Source organism: Streptomyces sp. RKAG293 (assembly GCF_023701745.1).
Taxonomy (GTDB): Bacteria; Actinomycetota; Actinomycetes; order Streptomycetales; family Streptomycetaceae; genus Actinacidiphila.
The window spans coordinates 1,208,503-1,222,942 of sequence record NZ_JAJOZB010000001.1 but is presented as its reverse complement, the minus strand read 5'-3'; the positions used below and the strand labels follow the sequence as shown (position 1 = coordinate 1,222,942).

Below are 14,440 nucleotides of genomic sequence, written 5' to 3'. Positions count from 1 at the left end.
CGCGTCATGACGGCAGCTTCCCGGCCCGCTTCCGTTCCAGGAGCGGAGCGAGCAGGTCTCCGTGGTCGGCCACGCGGTCGGGGACGTCGGCGATGGTGAAGGAGAGCCGCCCGGGGTCGTCGCACTCCTCGATCTCGTCCCACGACACGGGCGTGGACACGGTGGGCGTGGCGCGGGCGCGGACGGTGTACGGGGCGGCGGTGGTCTTCTTCGCCGAGTTCTGCGACCAGTCGATGAAGATCTTCTCGGTGCGCAGGTTCTTGGTCATCCTCGACACCACCTGATCGGGATGGTCCGCCTCCAGCTCCTTCGCGAGCGCCTTGGCGTAGGCCGCGGCCTGCTCGGGCGAGGCACCGGTCAGCGGTGCGTACAGATGCAGGCCCTTGGAGCCCGACGTCTTCGCCCAGGACTCGATGCCGTCGGCGCGCATCCGCTCACGCAGCAGCAGGGCGACGGCGCAGCAGTCGACCACGGTGCGGTCCTCGCCGGGGTCCAGGTCGAACACGAGCCGGTCCGCCGTTCCGGGCGCGGCGGCCTTCCACTGCGGGACGTGCATCTCGATGCACGCCAGGTTCGCCGCCCACACGAGGGTGGCGAGGTCGTTGATCTGCACCTGCTCCATCTCCTCGCCGCTGCTGCGCTCGGTGACCGACGTCGTCACCCAGCTGGGGGTACCGGACGGCGGTCTCTTGGCGAAGAAGGACGTGGCGTCCACCCCGCTGGGGGCGCGCAGGAACGACAGGGGCCGACCGCGCAGGTGTGGCAGCAGGACGGGGGCGATGGTGGCGTAGTAGTGCACCAGCTCGCCCTTGGTCGTGCCGGTCCGCGGATAGAGGATCCGCTCCAAGTGGGTGAGGGTCAGCTTGCGGCCCTCGATCTCCGTGATCGGCATAGTATGAAATCTCTCACATTTAGGGACAAAACGATGAGATCGCTCTGGAGCGGCACGCTGTCCTTCGGCCTGGTCGCCGTACCCGTCAAGCTCGGTTCGGCCGTCAGCAGCCACAAGCTCGGCTTCCGGCAGATCCATACAGCCGACCACGGGCGGGTGCGTCTCCAAAAGGTCTGTGCACTCGACGAGCAGGTCCTCACCCAGGCCGAGATTGGCAGGGCGTACGAGACGGCCGACGATCAGCTGATCGAGATCTCCGACGACGAGTTGAAGGCCCTGCCGCTCCCCACGGCCAAGACCATCGAGGTCAGCGGGTTCCTCGACGCCGACAGCGTCGACTTCCTGAAGCTCGACACGCCCTACTTCCTCGCCCCGGCCGATGCCGCCGCCAACAAGGCCTACGTCCTGATGCGCGAAGCGCTCCAGCGGTCGGGCAAGGCGGCCGTCGGCAAGCTGGCGATGCACAACAGCGAGCACCTCGCGCTGGTGCGCGCCCATGACGACGTGCTGATCCTGCAGACCCTGCGCTGGCCCGACGAGGTCAAGTCGACGTCCGAGGCCGCCCCGACCGGCAAGGTGAACATCACCGACGCTGAACTCGACCTCGCCGACACCCTCATCAACGCCCTCGGCGAGGCCGACCTGGAGGAGTACACGGACAACTACGCCGAAGCCGTACAGGCCCTCGTCAGCGCGAAGGTCGAGGGCGGCGAAGCACCCGCCGCGGCCGATGGATCCGGAGGCGGCGGCAAGGTCGTCGACCTGATGGCGGCCCTGGAGGCCAGCGTCGCCCAGGCCAGGAGCGCCCGCTCCGACAACGCCACCGACGCGACCGTCACGCCCATCAAGAAGCCGGCGAAGAAGACCGCCGCCAAGCGCGCGGCTCCGGCGCAGAAATCGACGCCCAAGAGCAACGACACCAAGAAGTCCACCGCGAAGAAGACCGCGGCGAAGAAGACCACGGCGACGAGATCAGCAGGCGGGACGGCCACGAAAACGACGGCCAAGAAGGCCGCGGCGAAGCCGGCGAAGAAGACCGCCGCGAAGACCGCGGCCGGCAAGAGCCGCAGCGCCTGAACCGCCGTCCGTCGCGCATCCGTGTCCCGTCCGGCCGATACTGGTCGGGTGGACAGTGGTCGTACGGCAACCGCGCCCTCCGGCGTGATCGACGAGGCGGTCCAGTGCCTGCCCGCGCCCGCGCTGCGGCCCTACATCGCGGGGTACTGCGGTTATCGGCAGGACGGCGTCCCGCCCACCCGGCACCGGGGCATGCCCTCGCCCTTCCTGACGCTGATCTTCACCCTCGACGACCCGCTGACCGTGGAGCTGCACCCCGACCCACGGCAGGCTCCGGCCCGCTACGACGCACTGCTCGGCGGTCTGCACACCACATCGGCGCTGATCACCCATGGGGGACGCCAGTCCGGGATCCAGGTGGCGCTCAGCCCGCTCGGCGCGCGGGCCCTGCTGCATCTGCCCGCGGGTGAACTCGCCAACGCGGACCTCCCGGCCGACGCCGTCCTGGGACGACTCGCCGACGAGGTACGGGCCCGGCTGCGCGACGCGCCCGACTGGCAGCAGCGGTTCGCCGTCCTCGACCGCGTCCTGTGGCGCTCCGCGCGCCCGGAATCCGTTGTCCCGCCACAAGTGGTCCGCGCCTGGGACCTGTTGGTGCGTTCCGGCGGCGCAATGTCCGCGTCGGTGCTCGCCAAGGACGTGGGCTGGAGCGGCAGGCATCTGGCCGGCCGGTTCCACACCGAGATCGGACTGAGCCCCAAGGCGGCGGCCCGGGTCATCCGCTTCGACCGGGCGCGGCGGCTGCTCGTCGTCCGGGCCTGCGGCCGGGGAGGTGACGTCCTGGCCGGCCGGGACAGCGCGGACGGCCCGGCGGGTGCGTACCGTCCCGGCAGCCCGAACGGTCTGGCGGATCTCGCGGCCGACTGCGGCTACTTCGACCAGGCACACCTCGCGCGTGAGTTCCGCTCCCTGGCCGGCTGTGCGCCGAGCCGCTGGCTGGCCGAGGAGTTCCGAAACGTCCAAGCCTTCGCCGCCCCCTCGGCGGCAGAGTGGACAGCGGACGAGGACAGCGGGGCCGTCCACCACTGAAACAGCTCCGCCGCAGCACCGACCCGAGGAGGTCCGGCCCGCATGGACGCCACCGACAGCCCCAGTGCCACCGACAGCACCAGTGCCACCGACACGACCAACACGACCACCGCCGCCGCCACGGACGACAAGGCGCCCCCGCCCCAGGTGTGGCCGAGCCTGCGGGCCCGTGACGCTCGCGCGCTGATCCGGTTCCTGGTCGAGGCGTTCGGCTTCGAGGAGACCGTCGTCTACGGCGAGGGCGACCGGGTGGACCACGCCCAGCTCGACTGGCCGCCGGGCGGCGGCATCATGCTCGGCAGCGTCCCCGAGGAGGGCGCGGCGGACCATGTCGCCCTGGTACCGGGCACCTTCGGCGGCTACGTCGTCACCGACGAGCCCGACGCGCTGTACGCCCGTGCCCGGGCGGCGGGAGCCGAGATCATCATGGAGCTGACCGACACCGACTACGGCTCACGTGACTTCGCCGCCCGTGACCCCGAGGGGAACCGGTGGTTCTTCGGCACGTACCGCGGTGCGCCGCGGAAGTAGGGAACCGCGAACGGGGGAGGGGGCGGTACCGCCGGGAATGCCGGCCGTACCGCCCCCTCGGGGTGCGTGGAGCTCAGTTCGCGGGGCTCGCGCCGGACGCGGGCGAACCGTACCGGCGCTCGAAGCGCTCGACGCGGCCCGCGGTGTCCAGCACGCGGGACGTACCCGTGTAGAACGGGTGGCTCGCCGAGGACGTCTCCACGTCGACGACGGGGTAGACGCTGCCGTCCTCCCACTCCACGGTCTTGTCACTGTCCGCGGTCGAACGCGTCAGGAATGCGAAGTCCGCTGAACGGTCGCGGAAGACGACCGGGCGGGAGACGGGGTGGATGCCGAACTTCATGGGGTTACCTTCCGTTGTGCGGAACGGGTGGGGCGGCCGGTCCTCGTTGCCGGCGGGATGCGCGCGGCGGGTGTGATCCGTTGGGTCCGTGTGATGCGACTGAACCGTGTGGGGTCAGCGCTCCTCGCGGAAGAGGACGTGCTGTCCGGCGGCCGGGTCGTACTTGCGCAGCACGAGACGGTCGGGGTTGTTGCGACGGCTCTTGCGCGTGACGTAACTCTGGCCGGTGCCGGCCGTCGAACGCAGGGTGATGACGGGACGGGCGTCACTGCGTGCCATGGGATTCCCTTCCGATGCGGTGGTCCAGGACACCGAACGGAATGATTGTCATTGTCATTCGGTATCTGCTCGTCTCAACGCGACCCACCGCCCGCACATTCCCGATCCGGGAACTTGCTCACAGCAATTGCCGTTCACTGTGTGTGACCAGTCGCGCGGGGGCGGTGCGCGATCGGCGCGACTTGTGCCGGCAGGGGGGAGGAGGTCTCGTTATGCCGAGGCGGGGGCGGCGGGGTGCGGTCTTCGATACGCTGACGACCCCGGGAAGGGAGTCCTGGAGAGCGCTCTCCAGGACGTGCTATAAAGACCGGCATGAGCGAAGTCCTCCGACCGGCACTTTCGGGACCTCCCACGCTGGAGGATGTGGCCCGCGTGGCGGGTGTCTCGCGTGCGACGGTCTCCCGGGTCATCAACGGGACCCGCAATGTCGACCCGGCCATCCAGGAGACGGTCCGCCAGGCCATCGCCGCGACCGGCTACGTGCCCAACACCGCGGCCCGGTCACTGGTGACACGGCGTACCGGGGCCATCGCGCTGGTGGTGTCCGGTGCGGGCGGTCCCGGGCCGGACGACGCGGTCCGCAGTGAGGTGTTCGTGGATCCGTTCTTCGGCCGGGTCGTCAGTGGTGTGGTGGGGTTCCTGCGGCCGTTGGGGATGCATCCGGTGCTGATGCTGGCCGAGACCGGCCCGGCGCGCGACCAGGTGGTGGCCTATCTGCGGCAGGGCAATGCCGACGGGGCGATGGTGGTGTCCACGCACGCGGGTGATCCGCTGCCGGAGCAGATCACCGAGGCGGGGGTGCCCGCGGTGTTGTTCGCCCGGCCGGCCCGGCCGATCCCGATCAGTTATGTCGATGTCGCGCATCAGGACGGGGCCAGACTGGCGGCCGACCGGCTGGTGGAGCGCGGCTGCCGGGAGGTGGTGACGATCTCCGGTCCGCTGGACGTCCCGGCCAGCCAGGACCGGCTGACCGGCTTCCGCGAGGCGATGGCCCGCCACGGCATCCCCTATGTGCCGTGCGCGGAGGGCAACTTCACCCAGGACAGCGGTGAGGCCGCGATGGAACGTCTGCTGGCCGAACACCCCCGACTCGACGGGGTCTTCGCCGCCAACGACCTGATGGCCCAGGGCGCCCTGCTCGTCCTGCGCGACCACGGCCGCCATGTCCCCGACGACGTGAAGGTCATCGGCTTCGACGACAGCAGCGCCGCCACCGCGTCACGCCCCGCACTGACCACCGTTCGCCAGCCCGTCGAGGACATGGCGGGCGAAATGGCCCGTCTCCTCCTCGACCGCATCAGCACACCCCAGCAGCGCGTCACCTCCGTCATCTTCGAACCGACCCTCGTCATCCGGCAGTCCGCCTGACGCCTCAGCTCCGGCATTCCGGCTCGGCTCCGACATTCCGGCCCGGTGGACTGGAGAGCGCTCTCCAGCCTTTGGATGGGGCCTGACATGAGCCCCGCCGCCGGGGCGTCCTGTGCCGTGAGCCGGCTCCCTTCGGGCACCATGGGTGGCATGGCCACCATGATCGACGCCGAATGGCGTGCATTCATCAGCGAGGGAACCCGTACCGGCAAGCTCGCCACCGTCCGCGCCGACGGGCGGCCGCACCTCGCCCCCGTCTGGTTCCTCCTCGACGGGGACGACCTGGTCCTCAACACCGGCAAGGAGACCGTCAAGGGCCGCAACCTCGCCCGCGACGGCCGGGTGAGCATCTGCGTCGACGACGACCGTCCGCCGTTCTCGTTCGTGGTCATCGAGGGCAAGGCCCGGATCAGCGAGGACCTGCCGGAGGTCCGCGACTGGGCGACCCGTATCGCCCACCGCTACATGGGCCCTGACCAGGCCGAGGTGTACGGCGCCCGCAACGGCGTCCCGGGCGAACTCCTCGTCCGTGTGCACATCGACAAGGTCATCACGGTCAGGGGCGTCGCCGACTAGCGCAGGTCCGGCCGTTCGCGATCAGCCGGACAGTCCCCTGGGAGACGTGCTGGTGTCAGGCGGCCGCGCCGCCGAACTCGCGCAGGGCCTCCTCGACGATCGCCTCCAGGCGGGCGTGGTGCGCGCCGCGCCAGTACACGCGCTCGCAGGCCGCGCACTGCGCGAACACGTCGTACGAGCGCTGCGTGCCGTGCCGCAGTTGATCCTGGACCGACTCCTTGTCGGCGTCGGCGAGCGGACCGTTGCAGGCCACGCACCGGGACCACGGGGTGAGCACGGGCGCGAAGCGCTGCAGCACGTCGCGGAGTTGATCCTCGGGGCGGTCGCTGTAGATGTACGCCCCGGCCCAGATCTCCCGCCGCCGGAGCAGCCCGCGGTCGCGGGAGAGCATGACGCGCCGCTCCTTCGCGGAGAGCGCGGCCAGCGCGGGATCGCCGATGTCCTCGTTCTCGTAGGCGGCGTCGACGCCCAGCAGGCGCAGCCGCCGCGCGAGGGTGCCGAGGTGGACGTCGAGCAGGAACCGCAGAGGCGCTCCCGGCACGTGCTGGGGCCGCTCGACGGCCTCGACGTGAACGGTTTCGCCCGCGGCGGGGATGTGCGAGACGGGCACGGCGCCGCCGTCGACGAGCAACAGACCGGCCTCGGTGAGCGGGACGCCCAGCGATTCGACGACATGGCCGAGCGTCGAGGTGCCGTCGGTGACGACCGTGCTCGGGCCCTGCCGTCGCTCAGCGGGGACGAAGAGGTGCAGCTCAGGGGCGAAAGTGATGTCGATCTCCGGTCCGTTCACGCGGTCAGGATGCCATCACGGGGCGGCGCCGGGCCAGTTGATTCCGCCGGGTGTCCCCAGTGGGCACCCGATGATTGTTAGATAACTTTCCTAACAGACTATTGACTTGCGCCGGTGCGCGGACCGACTCTGCGGTGACCCTGCTGGATCCCCCCTGGCAACGGAGGCACCATGAGCCGCACCATGAGCCGGCGCGCTCTTGTCGCGTTCCTCGCGACCGCCTGTCTCGTCCTCATCTCGGCGTTCGCGGGACTCGTGAACGCGGCGCCGAGTTCCGCGGCCCCCGCGGCCACGACGCAACAGACGTTCCTGACGTTCTACGGCTGGTACGACAACACACCGCCCGGCGGCGACATCTCGTACCCGCAGATCCACGACACCGCCGGCGGGACCGGCACGTTCGCGGATCCGATCACCTTCGCGACCTCAACGGCGGAGCTCCCGGCCGGCACGAAGGTGTGGGTCGAGCGGGTCAGGAAGTACTTCATCATGGAGGACAGCTGCCAGGAGTGCGGCGCGGACTGGAGCGGCCATGGTCCCAACGGGGGTCCGGGGCTGCACCACATCGACCTGTGGCTGGGCGGCAAGGGCGGCAACGCGATGAACGCGATCGACTGCGAGGACGCGCTGACGCACTACAACGCCGACAACACGCCGACGATGGAACCGGTCGTCGTCAACCCCGCCTCGAACGAGCCCTACGACGCCACGCCGATCTTCAACACCGGCACCGGCAAGTGCTACGGCGGCGCTCAGCCCAACACCACGGTCGGCCAGTACAAGAACGTCTCGACGGCGCAGTGCATGGATGATCCCGGCAACAGCTCCACCTCCGGCACCGCCCTCAAGACCGCCGCCTGCAACGGTGCGGCGAGCCAGCGCTTCACCTTCCACGGCGCGTTCATGGTGATCAACAACCTCTGCGCGGCGACCTCCGGCAGCAGCATCGTCCTCAACGCCTGCACGGGCGGCCCGACCCAGCAGTGGTCGGTCAACCCGAACGGCACGATCTCCGACATGCAGACCGGCCAGAAGTGCTTCCGGGCCTCGGGCGGCAATACGGTCGCCGGCAGCTGCTCCGGCACCGCGAGCCAGTGGGCCTTCACGCCCGCCTCCGCCACCAACGACTTCTCGCTGTCGCTGAACCCGACCGCGGGTTCGGTCAACGCGGGAGCGTCGACGACCTCGACGGTGTCCGTGCCGGTGGCCTCCGGTACGGCGGAGCCGGTGACGCTCTCCGCCACCGGTGCTCCTTCGGGTGTCGGCGTGAGCTTCGCGCCCTCGACGGTGACCGCGGGCGGCACCTCGGTGATGACGGTGTCGGCAACCGCCGCCGCCACCGCCGGCTCCGCGGCGCTCACGGTCACCGGAACCTCGGCATCGGCCGCGCACTCGACGGGTTACGCACTGACCGTCACCGCTCCCGGCGGCGGCCCGGTGCTGCTCTCCCAGGGCAGGACGGCGACGGCCTCCTCGGTCGAATCGACCTCCTTCGCGGCGGCGGCCGCCTTCGACGGCAACCTCACCACGACCCGGTGGGCCAGCAAGGAGGGATCCGACCCGCAGTGGCTGCGCGTCGATCTGGGCGCCACCGCGAACGTCAGCCACGTCAAGCTCCTCTGGGAGGCGGCGTACGGCAAGGCGTACACGATCCAGACCTCCCCGGACGGCACGACCTGGACGACGATCTACTCCACCACCACCGGCAACGGTGCCACCGACGACCTGACCGGCCTCACCGGAACCGGCCGCTACGTCCGGGTCAACGGCACCGCCCGGGGCACCGCTTACGGCTACTCCCTCTACGAGATGCAGGTGTACGGAACGACCGCCTCGTAGCGGATCAGGGAGTGACGGCAACCGTCCACGCGCCCGCGCGTGGACGGTTGCTTATGCGGGTGCGCGTCTGAGCGATGGTCCGTGGTCGCGCCGGCGACTTGACTGGAGCCATGAGCAACCAGCCGAACACGACCGTCCGTCACCCCGCAGGGAGAAGCGAAACGATGAGTGCTGCCCACCCCACCAACGGCGCCCAGAACATCCACCCGACGCCCCAGGCTCCCCTCCACCACCCGGCGCCTCCGGTCCCCGCCCGCAAGAGCGCCGCCGGCCCCGTGCTGGGCGCCGCCACCGTCGCCACGGCACTCATGGCGGGTCTCTTCTTCAGCTTCGACGTCGCGGTCATGCCGGGCCTGGGCCGCGGTGACGACCGGACGTTCATCGGCGCGATGCAGAACATCAACGTGGCCATCGAGAACCCGGTGTTCTTCCTCGCGTTCTTCGGCGCCCTGGTGCTGACGGGCGTCGCGGCCTTCCAGCAGCGCCGGCTGGCGCGGCGCGCCGTGTTCGGCTGGGTACTGGCGTCGGTGGCGCTCTACGTCGTGGCGCTCCTCGTCACGATGGGCGCGAACATCCCGCTCAACGACGAGCTCGCGAAGGCCGGCGACCCCGCGCACATCCGTGATCCGGCCGCGGTGCGCGACAAGTTCGAGAACACCTGGATCGCGCTCAACATGGTGCGGACGGCGGCGTGCACGGTGGCCGTCGGCTGCCTGAGCCGGGCACTGTTCTTGCACGGCCGGGGCGACGCCGGGGCGGGCAGCCGTTGAGCGCCCCCGACGGGCCGGTCCCGCACCGCGAGAAGCGGGTGCGGGACCGTCTGCTGCACGAGGCACGAGGCACGAGGCACGAGGCACGAGGCACGAGGCACGAGGCACGAGGCACGGGGACCGGGCGGCGACGGCGCGCGGCTCGGGGGGACGGATGGTCAGGGCAGGATGACGCCGGTCGTTCCCTCGTTGCCGTCACCGGAGTTGACCGTGCCGCGCGGTTCGAACATCAGGATCCGGGTCCCGGGCTCGGCCACCGGCTTGTGCAGGGTGCCCCGCGGCACGGTGAACACTTCGTGCGGGCCCAGCTCGACGGTGCCGTCCGGGAGTTCCAGCCGCAGCCGGCCGGCGAGGACGAGGAAGAACTCATCGGTGTCCGCGTGCCGGTGCTCGGAGAACTCGCCCTCGACGTTGGCGACCTTGACGTCGTAGTCGTTCACCTGGGCCAGGACGTGCGGCAGCCACTTCTCGGGGACGGCGTCCATGACGGTGTCGATGTTGCGCTTCCCGCCCGGGAGGGCCGGTGCCTCCGTGATGGATTCGATGCGCGGCGCGGCGATCTCCGCGTAGTCCTTGGCCGAGAGCGCCAGGGAACGGTCCAGCCGGGCCGCGTTGAAGAAGATCTCATGGTGGTCCAGCAGCGCCGGGTCCACGATGAGTTCCAGCTTCTCGTCGAACGAGAACGGCAGCACGGTGCCGCTGACACTGCCGGCCAGTCGCTCGGCGGTCTCCTTCGGCGCGAACGAGATGTACGTCCCGCCGAACAGCGCCTTCACCGCGCCGAGGTCAAGCCGCCGGTCACCGGGCACGACGGCGAGGACGTACTTGGTGGTCTTCTTGCCGAGCTTGACCATGACGATGATGCATTTCGCCGCCTGCGCCAGCGCGTTGCCCCGCAGCTCGCTGACCAGCTCGGTGGCGCCCTGCGGCGCGTGGTCGATGGTCCGGTAGACCGCACCGTGCTCGTCGAGCAGTGCGATCAGCCCGTTGTACGTCGCGTGCTCGTTCGTTTCCGCCGTGTCCTCGGTGTCGGTCATGACTCATTAAACCTCGCGGCGAAAGCGGCGCGGGTGGGGGAGTCCTCGCGCCGGTCCAGCACCGGGAAGACGACCTCGTCGAACCGGCCGGCGAAGCGCCCGCCGCCGGTCAGATGGCGGTGGAAGGCGTCCGCGACCTGCGCGGGATCGCACTGGAAGACCCCACAGCCCCAGGCGCCCAGCACCAGCCGCCGGTAGCCCTGGGCGGCGGCGACCTCCAGCACACGCTCCGCACGCGTCAGCAGCGCCCGCGGGATCCGGTCCACCCGGTCGGGGAGATTTCGGGTGATCACACCGGCGTTCGGCGCGGGAGAGGTCAGGAAGCCCGCCTCGTACGGCTCCTCCAGCAGCGCGCCGCGGTCGTCGCGGAAGACCGGTACGGCGGGGGAGTGGACGACCCGGTCCGTGTAGAAGGGGTCGCGGTCGGCACGGTGGACGGCGTAGAAGTCCGGTGTGCTCACCACACACGTGTACAGGGCCGAGGCGCGGCACAGCGACTCCTCCTGCGCCTGGGCGCCGTTGAGGTAACCGCCGCCCGGGTTGCGGGCCGAGGAGAAGTTGAGGACGGCGACGGGCCCGTCCGAGGAGTCCGTCAGCCGGCGCGCGGCCTGGAGGCTGCTCTCGCCGGTCACGCCGAAGGCGGTGGCCGCGGGCGGACCGGACGGCGGAGGCACGTCCACCGGCTCCGGCCCGAACAGCCGGGTCCCGGCGACCGCGCGTGCGACGCCGGCGGCGATCGGGACGTCCCGTCCGCTGGGCGCCGGGTACCAACCCGCCGCGACGATCTCCTGGGTGTGCCGGGCGATGCCGCGCAGCCGGGCGCTCATGCTCCGCACCGTGTTCTGTTCGTGTTCACGGGTCCCGACCCTATGGCTCCCACCTGCGCTGGAACCAGCGGTTTACGTACCGCCGGCCCAGCCGCCGACCGGGTTCCGGCAGCCATCCGGACCGGGTTCCGGCAGCCATCCGGCCGGGTTCCAGCCGCCTCCCAGCCGGGTGCGGCCCGTCGGCGGACGCGGACCTTGCGAACGCGACAGTCGCGATATAGCGTAAGTCTGGTCCGCGTCCGATCAGGAGGTTGCCCGGTGTCCGACACCCCAGCGGAGTCCCGTTCCGCCGACATCGACCTGCGCGCGTCGGACCAGGAACGCGACCAGACCGCCGCGATTCTCGCCGACGCGCTCGCGACCGGCCGGCTCACCACGGACGAGCACGCCGAGCGGCTCGAAGCCACGTACTCCGCGCGCACCCGTGGTGAACTCGCCCCGATCACCGGCGATCTGCCGGAGCCGGCGGTGGGCGCGAACCTGGTCGCCCCCACCGACGCGGACCCCGTCGACGCCCTCTTCAGCAAGATCCGGCGCGGCGGCCAGTGGCCCGTCCCGCCGCACACCGTCGCGCGCGCCCGGTTCGGCGCCGTCGTGATCGACCTGCGGCAGGCGGTGTTCACCCGCCGCGAGGTCGTCATCGAGGCCGGTTCGTTCTGCGGCAAGGTCGAGATCCTCGTCCCCGACAGCGCGCGGGTCTACGACACCGGGACCGCCCTGTTCGGCAAGCGCTCCCAGCTCGGCGGACACGACAAGACCAAGGAGGACTGGGACGAGGACGGCCCCGTGGTGCACATCACCGGCCGGTCCGTGTTCGGCCACGTCCGGGTCATGCGCAGCTACAAGTACCCCTGGCGCGACGGCCGCTAGAGCGGCGGCCGGGACGGCTGGTCGTCCTGCGGTTCGCTCTTTCCCGACGGCCGGCGCAGCCGTGCCGTGACGCCGCGCGCCTGCTCGGCCTTGACCTCGTTCGCGTAGCGGTCGACGTACTCCTGCCCGGACATCGCCAGGATCGCGTACATGATCTCGTCGGTCGCCGACCGCACCACGTACCGCTCCCCCTCCATGCCCTCGAACCGGCTGAACTCCAGCGGCGTGCCGAACCGGATGGTGACCCGGCCCAGCCGGGGGAGCTTGCGGCCGGGCGGCTGCAGTTCGAAGGTGCCCACCATCGCGCACGGGATCACCGGCACCTGAGCCGTGATCGCCATCGCCGCGACCCCGGTGCGCCCCTTGTACAGCCGGCCGTCGTGCGACCGGGTGCCCTCCGGATAGATGCCCAGCAGATGGCCCCGCCGCAGCACCGCGAGCCCGGACTTCAGCGCCGCCTCGGAGGCCTTGCCGCCCGCCCGGTCCACCGGGATCTGGCCCACCCCGCGGAAGAACGCGGCGGTCAGCCGGCCCTTGAGCCCGGCGCCGGTGAAGTACTCGGCCTTGGCCAGGAAGGTGATCCGGCGCGGCAGGATCGCCGGCATCAGGAAGTGGTCGGAGAACGACAGGTGGTTGCCCGCGACGATCGCGGCCCCGTCGTCCGGAATGTGCTCCAGTCCCTCGATCCGCGGCCGGAACAGCAGCCGCAGCAACGGCCCAAGGATCACGTATTTGAGCACGTGGTAGAACACGCGTCCCGTTTCCCCCCTCCACGCCGGGGAACGCCCGCACCCCGGTGACCAGGCACAGTAGTGCCGATACGGGCGGCGCGCGAGAGTACCGGTAAGCGCGGTGCCGGAGCACGGGGCCCTTCGGGTGAACCGGGCGGCCGGGAGGTGCGGTCGCGGGGTGGGCCCGTGGTCAGCGGGGCGCCCGGATGGCGAGCACACCGGCGGTGCACAGCCCCAGCAGCACCCAGGCGAACCACAGCCAGGCGTTCGCGCCCAGCACGACCGTGTAGGCGGACACGGCCACCAGGGACGCCACGGTGCACACCGCCATCGTCTTCGCGGGTGTCGGCATGAGGCCCTCCTCCCCGAGCATCCCAGGACGACCCGCCCGGTGGCGGCCCGCTCTCCATGGTGACCGGCCGCCGCCTCCGGCGCTACCAGTCGCCGTCGGTGACCTGGCCGTCGTCCTTGAGTTTCTTCACCTGGCCGGGCTGGACCGGCGCCCACGGCTGCTGGTCGTCGCCCAGCCAGTCGCCCACCGGTTTCACGTCCGCCAGCGGGGCCGCGGCCGCCAGATCGGCGGCGTCAGCGTCGTAGTAGTCGAACCAGGGCAGGCCGGCCGCGTTGTAGGCCGCCCGGTCCACCGGGGACGGTGGCGGCGCCTCGCCGGTGATCTGCCGCCACTGCGGGGCGGTCGCCAGATGGACGAAGACCCGGCCCGACGGGGCCGGCCGCCAGTCGCCCGGCAGCCGCTCGTCGCGGTACACCTCCTGGCGCATCCGGCCGCCCGCGCCCAGGCCCATCGACGGCGCGGCCGGGGCGGCCATGGCCGCCCTCGGCATCGCCGCGCCGTAGCCCGCCATGGGTGGCATCCCCTCGTCCTCCTCGGCCGCGACGCCCCAGGGGCCGCGGGTGGCGACCGCGCGCCGCTCCTGCTCGGCGCGCCAGACCGCGAGCGGCTCGTCCCGCAGCTCGAAGACCTGCAGCTGCACCCCGCCCCAGACCTCCTCGCCGGAGACCTGGCCCTCCACGGTCGCCCCCAGGCCCAGCGGCACCGCCACGAACTGCCGGATCGTGCCGGATCCGGAGTTGATGCCGTCCAGCCAGGGCTGCCGGGGCAGCACCACGTAGTTCTGCGGATCCTGTGACAGCCGGTCGCTCCACGGCTGCCCCGAGACCGCGCACACCTTGCCCACGCCCACCTGGAGCGCGGCCGGCACCGGCGAGGAGAAGCTCAGCCACATCGCCTCGCGCTGGTACACCGGCAGCACCACACCGCCGCGGGTCAGCCACTCGGCGGGCGCCCGGTCCGGATAGTCCGCCACTCTGCGCAGCGGGAAACTGCCGATCCCCGGCGGCAGCGGATGTGTCCCCGTCTCGGGCAGCCGCAACGTGCGCATGAAGCGCACCGTCACTCCGCCCGGCAGCTCCAGCGCTCCGCCCGATATCCGCACCTGGTCCCCCATCTCGCGCCTCCCCTT

17 protein-coding genes and 1 pseudogene are annotated in these 14,440 nt (G+C 71.1%); 8 read left to right on the top strand and 10 right to left on the bottom strand.

The window, feature by feature from the left end:
* Positions 1-4 precede the first annotated feature (4 nt).
* Positions 5-892: a non-homologous end-joining DNA ligase gene (gene ligD, locus LNW72_RS05370; protein WP_250974301.1), complete on the bottom strand. Its 888-nt coding sequence runs from the start codon at positions 890-892 to the stop codon at positions 5-7.
* A 33-nt stretch (positions 893-925) separates the two neighbouring features.
* On the opposite strand from ligD, the gene LNW72_RS05365 reads away from it, so the two are divergent.
* The 3 genes from LNW72_RS05365 to LNW72_RS05355 are packed head-to-tail and all read left to right on the top strand — an operon-like array spanning position 926 to position 3,529.
* Positions 926-1,969 (top strand): Ku protein, encoded by a 1,044-nt coding sequence (locus LNW72_RS05365; protein ID WP_250974300.1) that lies wholly within the window; start codon positions 926-928, stop codon positions 1,967-1,969.
* Between the two features lie 48 nt (positions 1,970-2,017).
* Positions 2,018-2,998, top strand: a complete 981-nt coding sequence (locus LNW72_RS05360; RefSeq protein WP_250974299.1) for a helix-turn-helix domain-containing protein — start codon at positions 2,018-2,020, stop codon at positions 2,996-2,998.
* Positions 2,999-3,040: 42 nt separating this feature from the next.
* Entirely contained in the window at positions 3,041-3,529 is a 489-nt protein-coding gene (locus LNW72_RS05355; RefSeq protein WP_285369300.1) for a VOC family protein, read from the top strand.
* 73 nt (positions 3,530-3,602) lie between these two features.
* Here the strand turns inward: LNW72_RS05355 and LNW72_RS05350 are convergent, their stop codons facing one another.
* Complete coding sequence (locus LNW72_RS05350; protein WP_250974298.1) at positions 3,603-3,872, bottom strand: type B 50S ribosomal protein L31; 270 nt, start codon at positions 3,870-3,872, stop codon at positions 3,603-3,605.
* 114 nt (positions 3,873-3,986) lie between these two features.
* The gene (gene rpmG / locus LNW72_RS05345; RefSeq protein ID WP_250974297.1) at positions 3,987-4,151 is read right to left on the bottom strand and encodes a 50S ribosomal protein L33; all 165 of its coding nucleotides are present in this window, start codon (positions 4,149-4,151) and stop codon (positions 3,987-3,989) included.
* Between the two features lie 312 nt (positions 4,152-4,463).
* On the opposite strand from rpmG, the gene LNW72_RS05340 reads away from it, so the two are divergent.
* Entirely contained in the window at positions 4,464-5,519 is a 1,056-nt protein-coding gene (locus tag LNW72_RS05340; RefSeq protein WP_250974296.1) for a LacI family DNA-binding transcriptional regulator, read from the top strand.
* Positions 5,520-5,678: 159 nt separating this feature from the next.
* Positions 5,679-6,095, top strand: a complete 417-nt coding sequence (locus LNW72_RS05335) for a PPOX class F420-dependent oxidoreductase (RefSeq protein WP_374117400.1) — start codon at positions 5,679-5,681, stop codon at positions 6,093-6,095.
* A 55-nt stretch (positions 6,096-6,150) separates the two neighbouring features.
* On the opposite strand, the gene LNW72_RS05330 is transcribed toward LNW72_RS05335, so the two are convergent.
* Positions 6,151-6,885 carry a Mut7-C ubiquitin/RNAse domain-containing protein gene (locus tag LNW72_RS05330; RefSeq protein ID WP_250974294.1) on the bottom strand — a complete coding sequence of 245 codons (735 nt, stop codon included), beginning with the start codon at positions 6,883-6,885 and terminating at the stop codon, positions 6,151-6,153.
* Positions 6,886-7,056: 171 nt separating this feature from the next.
* Between LNW72_RS05330 and LNW72_RS41565 the strand changes: the two genes are divergently transcribed.
* Entirely contained in the window at positions 7,057-8,724 is a 1,668-nt protein-coding gene (locus LNW72_RS41565) for a discoidin domain-containing protein (protein ID WP_308401885.1), read from the top strand.
* 164 nt (positions 8,725-8,888) lie between these two features.
* A complete protein-coding gene (locus tag LNW72_RS05315; protein ID WP_250974293.1) occupies positions 8,889-9,494 on the top strand; it encodes an anthrone oxygenase family protein in 606 nt (201 codons plus the stop codon).
* Between the two features lie 158 nt (positions 9,495-9,652).
* On the opposite strand, the gene LNW72_RS05310 is transcribed toward LNW72_RS05315, so the two are convergent.
* The 3 genes and pseudogenes from LNW72_RS05310 to LNW72_RS05300 all read right to left on the bottom strand — a co-directional run bounded on the left by LNW72_RS05310 (position 9,653) and on the right by LNW72_RS05300 (position 11,358).
* Positions 9,653-9,979, bottom strand: coding sequence for a cupin domain-containing protein (locus LNW72_RS05310; RefSeq protein WP_250980029.1), 327 nt, complete (start codon positions 9,977-9,979; stop codon positions 9,653-9,655).
* Positions 9,980-10,027: 48 nt separating this feature from the next.
* Positions 10,028-10,531 (bottom strand): annotated as a pseudogene (locus LNW72_RS05305) (YbaK/EbsC family protein); the annotation flags it as partial.
* Complete coding sequence (locus tag LNW72_RS05300) at positions 10,528-11,358, bottom strand: TIGR02452 family protein (RefSeq protein ID WP_250974292.1); 831 nt, start codon at positions 11,356-11,358, stop codon at positions 10,528-10,530. The pseudogene LNW72_RS05305 and the gene LNW72_RS05300, both read right to left, overlap by 4 nt.
* A gap of 258 nt (positions 11,359-11,616) precedes the next feature.
* Between LNW72_RS05300 and LNW72_RS05295 the strand changes: the two genes are divergently transcribed.
* Positions 11,617-12,228, top strand: a complete 612-nt coding sequence (locus tag LNW72_RS05295; RefSeq protein ID WP_250974291.1) for a DUF1707 domain-containing protein — start codon at positions 11,617-11,619, stop codon at positions 12,226-12,228.
* Here the strand turns inward: LNW72_RS05295 and LNW72_RS05290 are convergent.
* From LNW72_RS05290 to LNW72_RS05280, 3 genes are all read right to left on the bottom strand, one after another.
* Positions 12,225-12,980 carry a lysophospholipid acyltransferase family protein gene (locus LNW72_RS05290; protein ID WP_250974290.1) on the bottom strand — a complete coding sequence of 252 codons (756 nt, stop codon included), beginning with the start codon at positions 12,978-12,980 and terminating at the stop codon, positions 12,225-12,227. The genes LNW72_RS05295 and LNW72_RS05290 overlap by 4 nt on opposite strands.
* Before the next feature lie 169 nt (positions 12,981-13,149).
* Complete coding sequence (locus LNW72_RS05285) at positions 13,150-13,311, bottom strand: hypothetical protein (RefSeq protein WP_250974289.1); 162 nt, start codon at positions 13,309-13,311, stop codon at positions 13,150-13,152.
* Between the two features lie 82 nt (positions 13,312-13,393).
* Positions 13,394-14,425, bottom strand: a complete 1,032-nt coding sequence (locus LNW72_RS05280; protein ID WP_250974288.1) for a hypothetical protein — start codon at positions 14,423-14,425, stop codon at positions 13,394-13,396.
* Positions 14,426-14,440 lie beyond the last annotated feature (15 nt).

Bases quoted from the DNA above. Each gene is read 5' to 3' on its own strand.
- ligD (WP_250974301.1), bottom strand. From the start codon at position 892: ATGCCGATCACGGAGATCGAGGGCCGCAAGCTGACCCTCACCCACTTG.
- LNW72_RS05350 (WP_250974298.1), bottom strand. From the start codon at position 3,872: ATGAAGTTCGGCATCCACCCCGTCTCCCGCCCGGTCGTCTTCCGCGAC.
- LNW72_RS05315 (WP_250974293.1), top strand. From the start codon at position 8,889: ATGAGTGCTGCCCACCCCACCAACGGCGCCCAGAACATCCACCCGACG.
- LNW72_RS05365 (WP_250974300.1), top strand. From the start codon at position 926: ATGAGATCGCTCTGGAGCGGCACGCTGTCCTTCGGCCTGGTCGCCGTA.
- LNW72_RS05335 (WP_374117400.1), top strand. From the start codon at position 5,679: ATGATCGACGCCGAATGGCGTGCATTCATCAGCGAGGGAACCCGTACC.
- LNW72_RS05310 (WP_250980029.1), bottom strand. From the start codon at position 9,979: ATGGACGCCGTCCCCGAGAAGTGGCTGCCGCACGTCCTGGCCCAGGTG.
- LNW72_RS05300 (WP_250974292.1), bottom strand. From the start codon at position 11,358: ATGAGCGCCCGGCTGCGCGGCATCGCCCGGCACACCCAGGAGATCGTC.
- LNW72_RS05340 (WP_250974296.1), top strand. From the start codon at position 4,464: ATGAGCGAAGTCCTCCGACCGGCACTTTCGGGACCTCCCACGCTGGAG.
- LNW72_RS05285 (WP_250974289.1), bottom strand. From the start codon at position 13,311: ATGCCGACACCCGCGAAGACGATGGCGGTGTGCACCGTGGCGTCCCTG.
- LNW72_RS05355 (WP_285369300.1), top strand. From the start codon at position 3,041: ATGGACGCCACCGACAGCCCCAGTGCCACCGACAGCACCAGTGCCACC.
- LNW72_RS41565 (WP_308401885.1), top strand. From the start codon at position 7,057: ATGAGCCGCACCATGAGCCGGCGCGCTCTTGTCGCGTTCCTCGCGACC.
- rpmG (WP_250974297.1), bottom strand. From the start codon at position 4,151: ATGGCACGCAGTGACGCCCGTCCCGTCATCACCCTGCGTTCGACGGCC.
- LNW72_RS05280 (WP_250974288.1), bottom strand. From the start codon at position 14,425: ATGGGGGACCAGGTGCGGATATCGGGCGGAGCGCTGGAGCTGCCGGGC.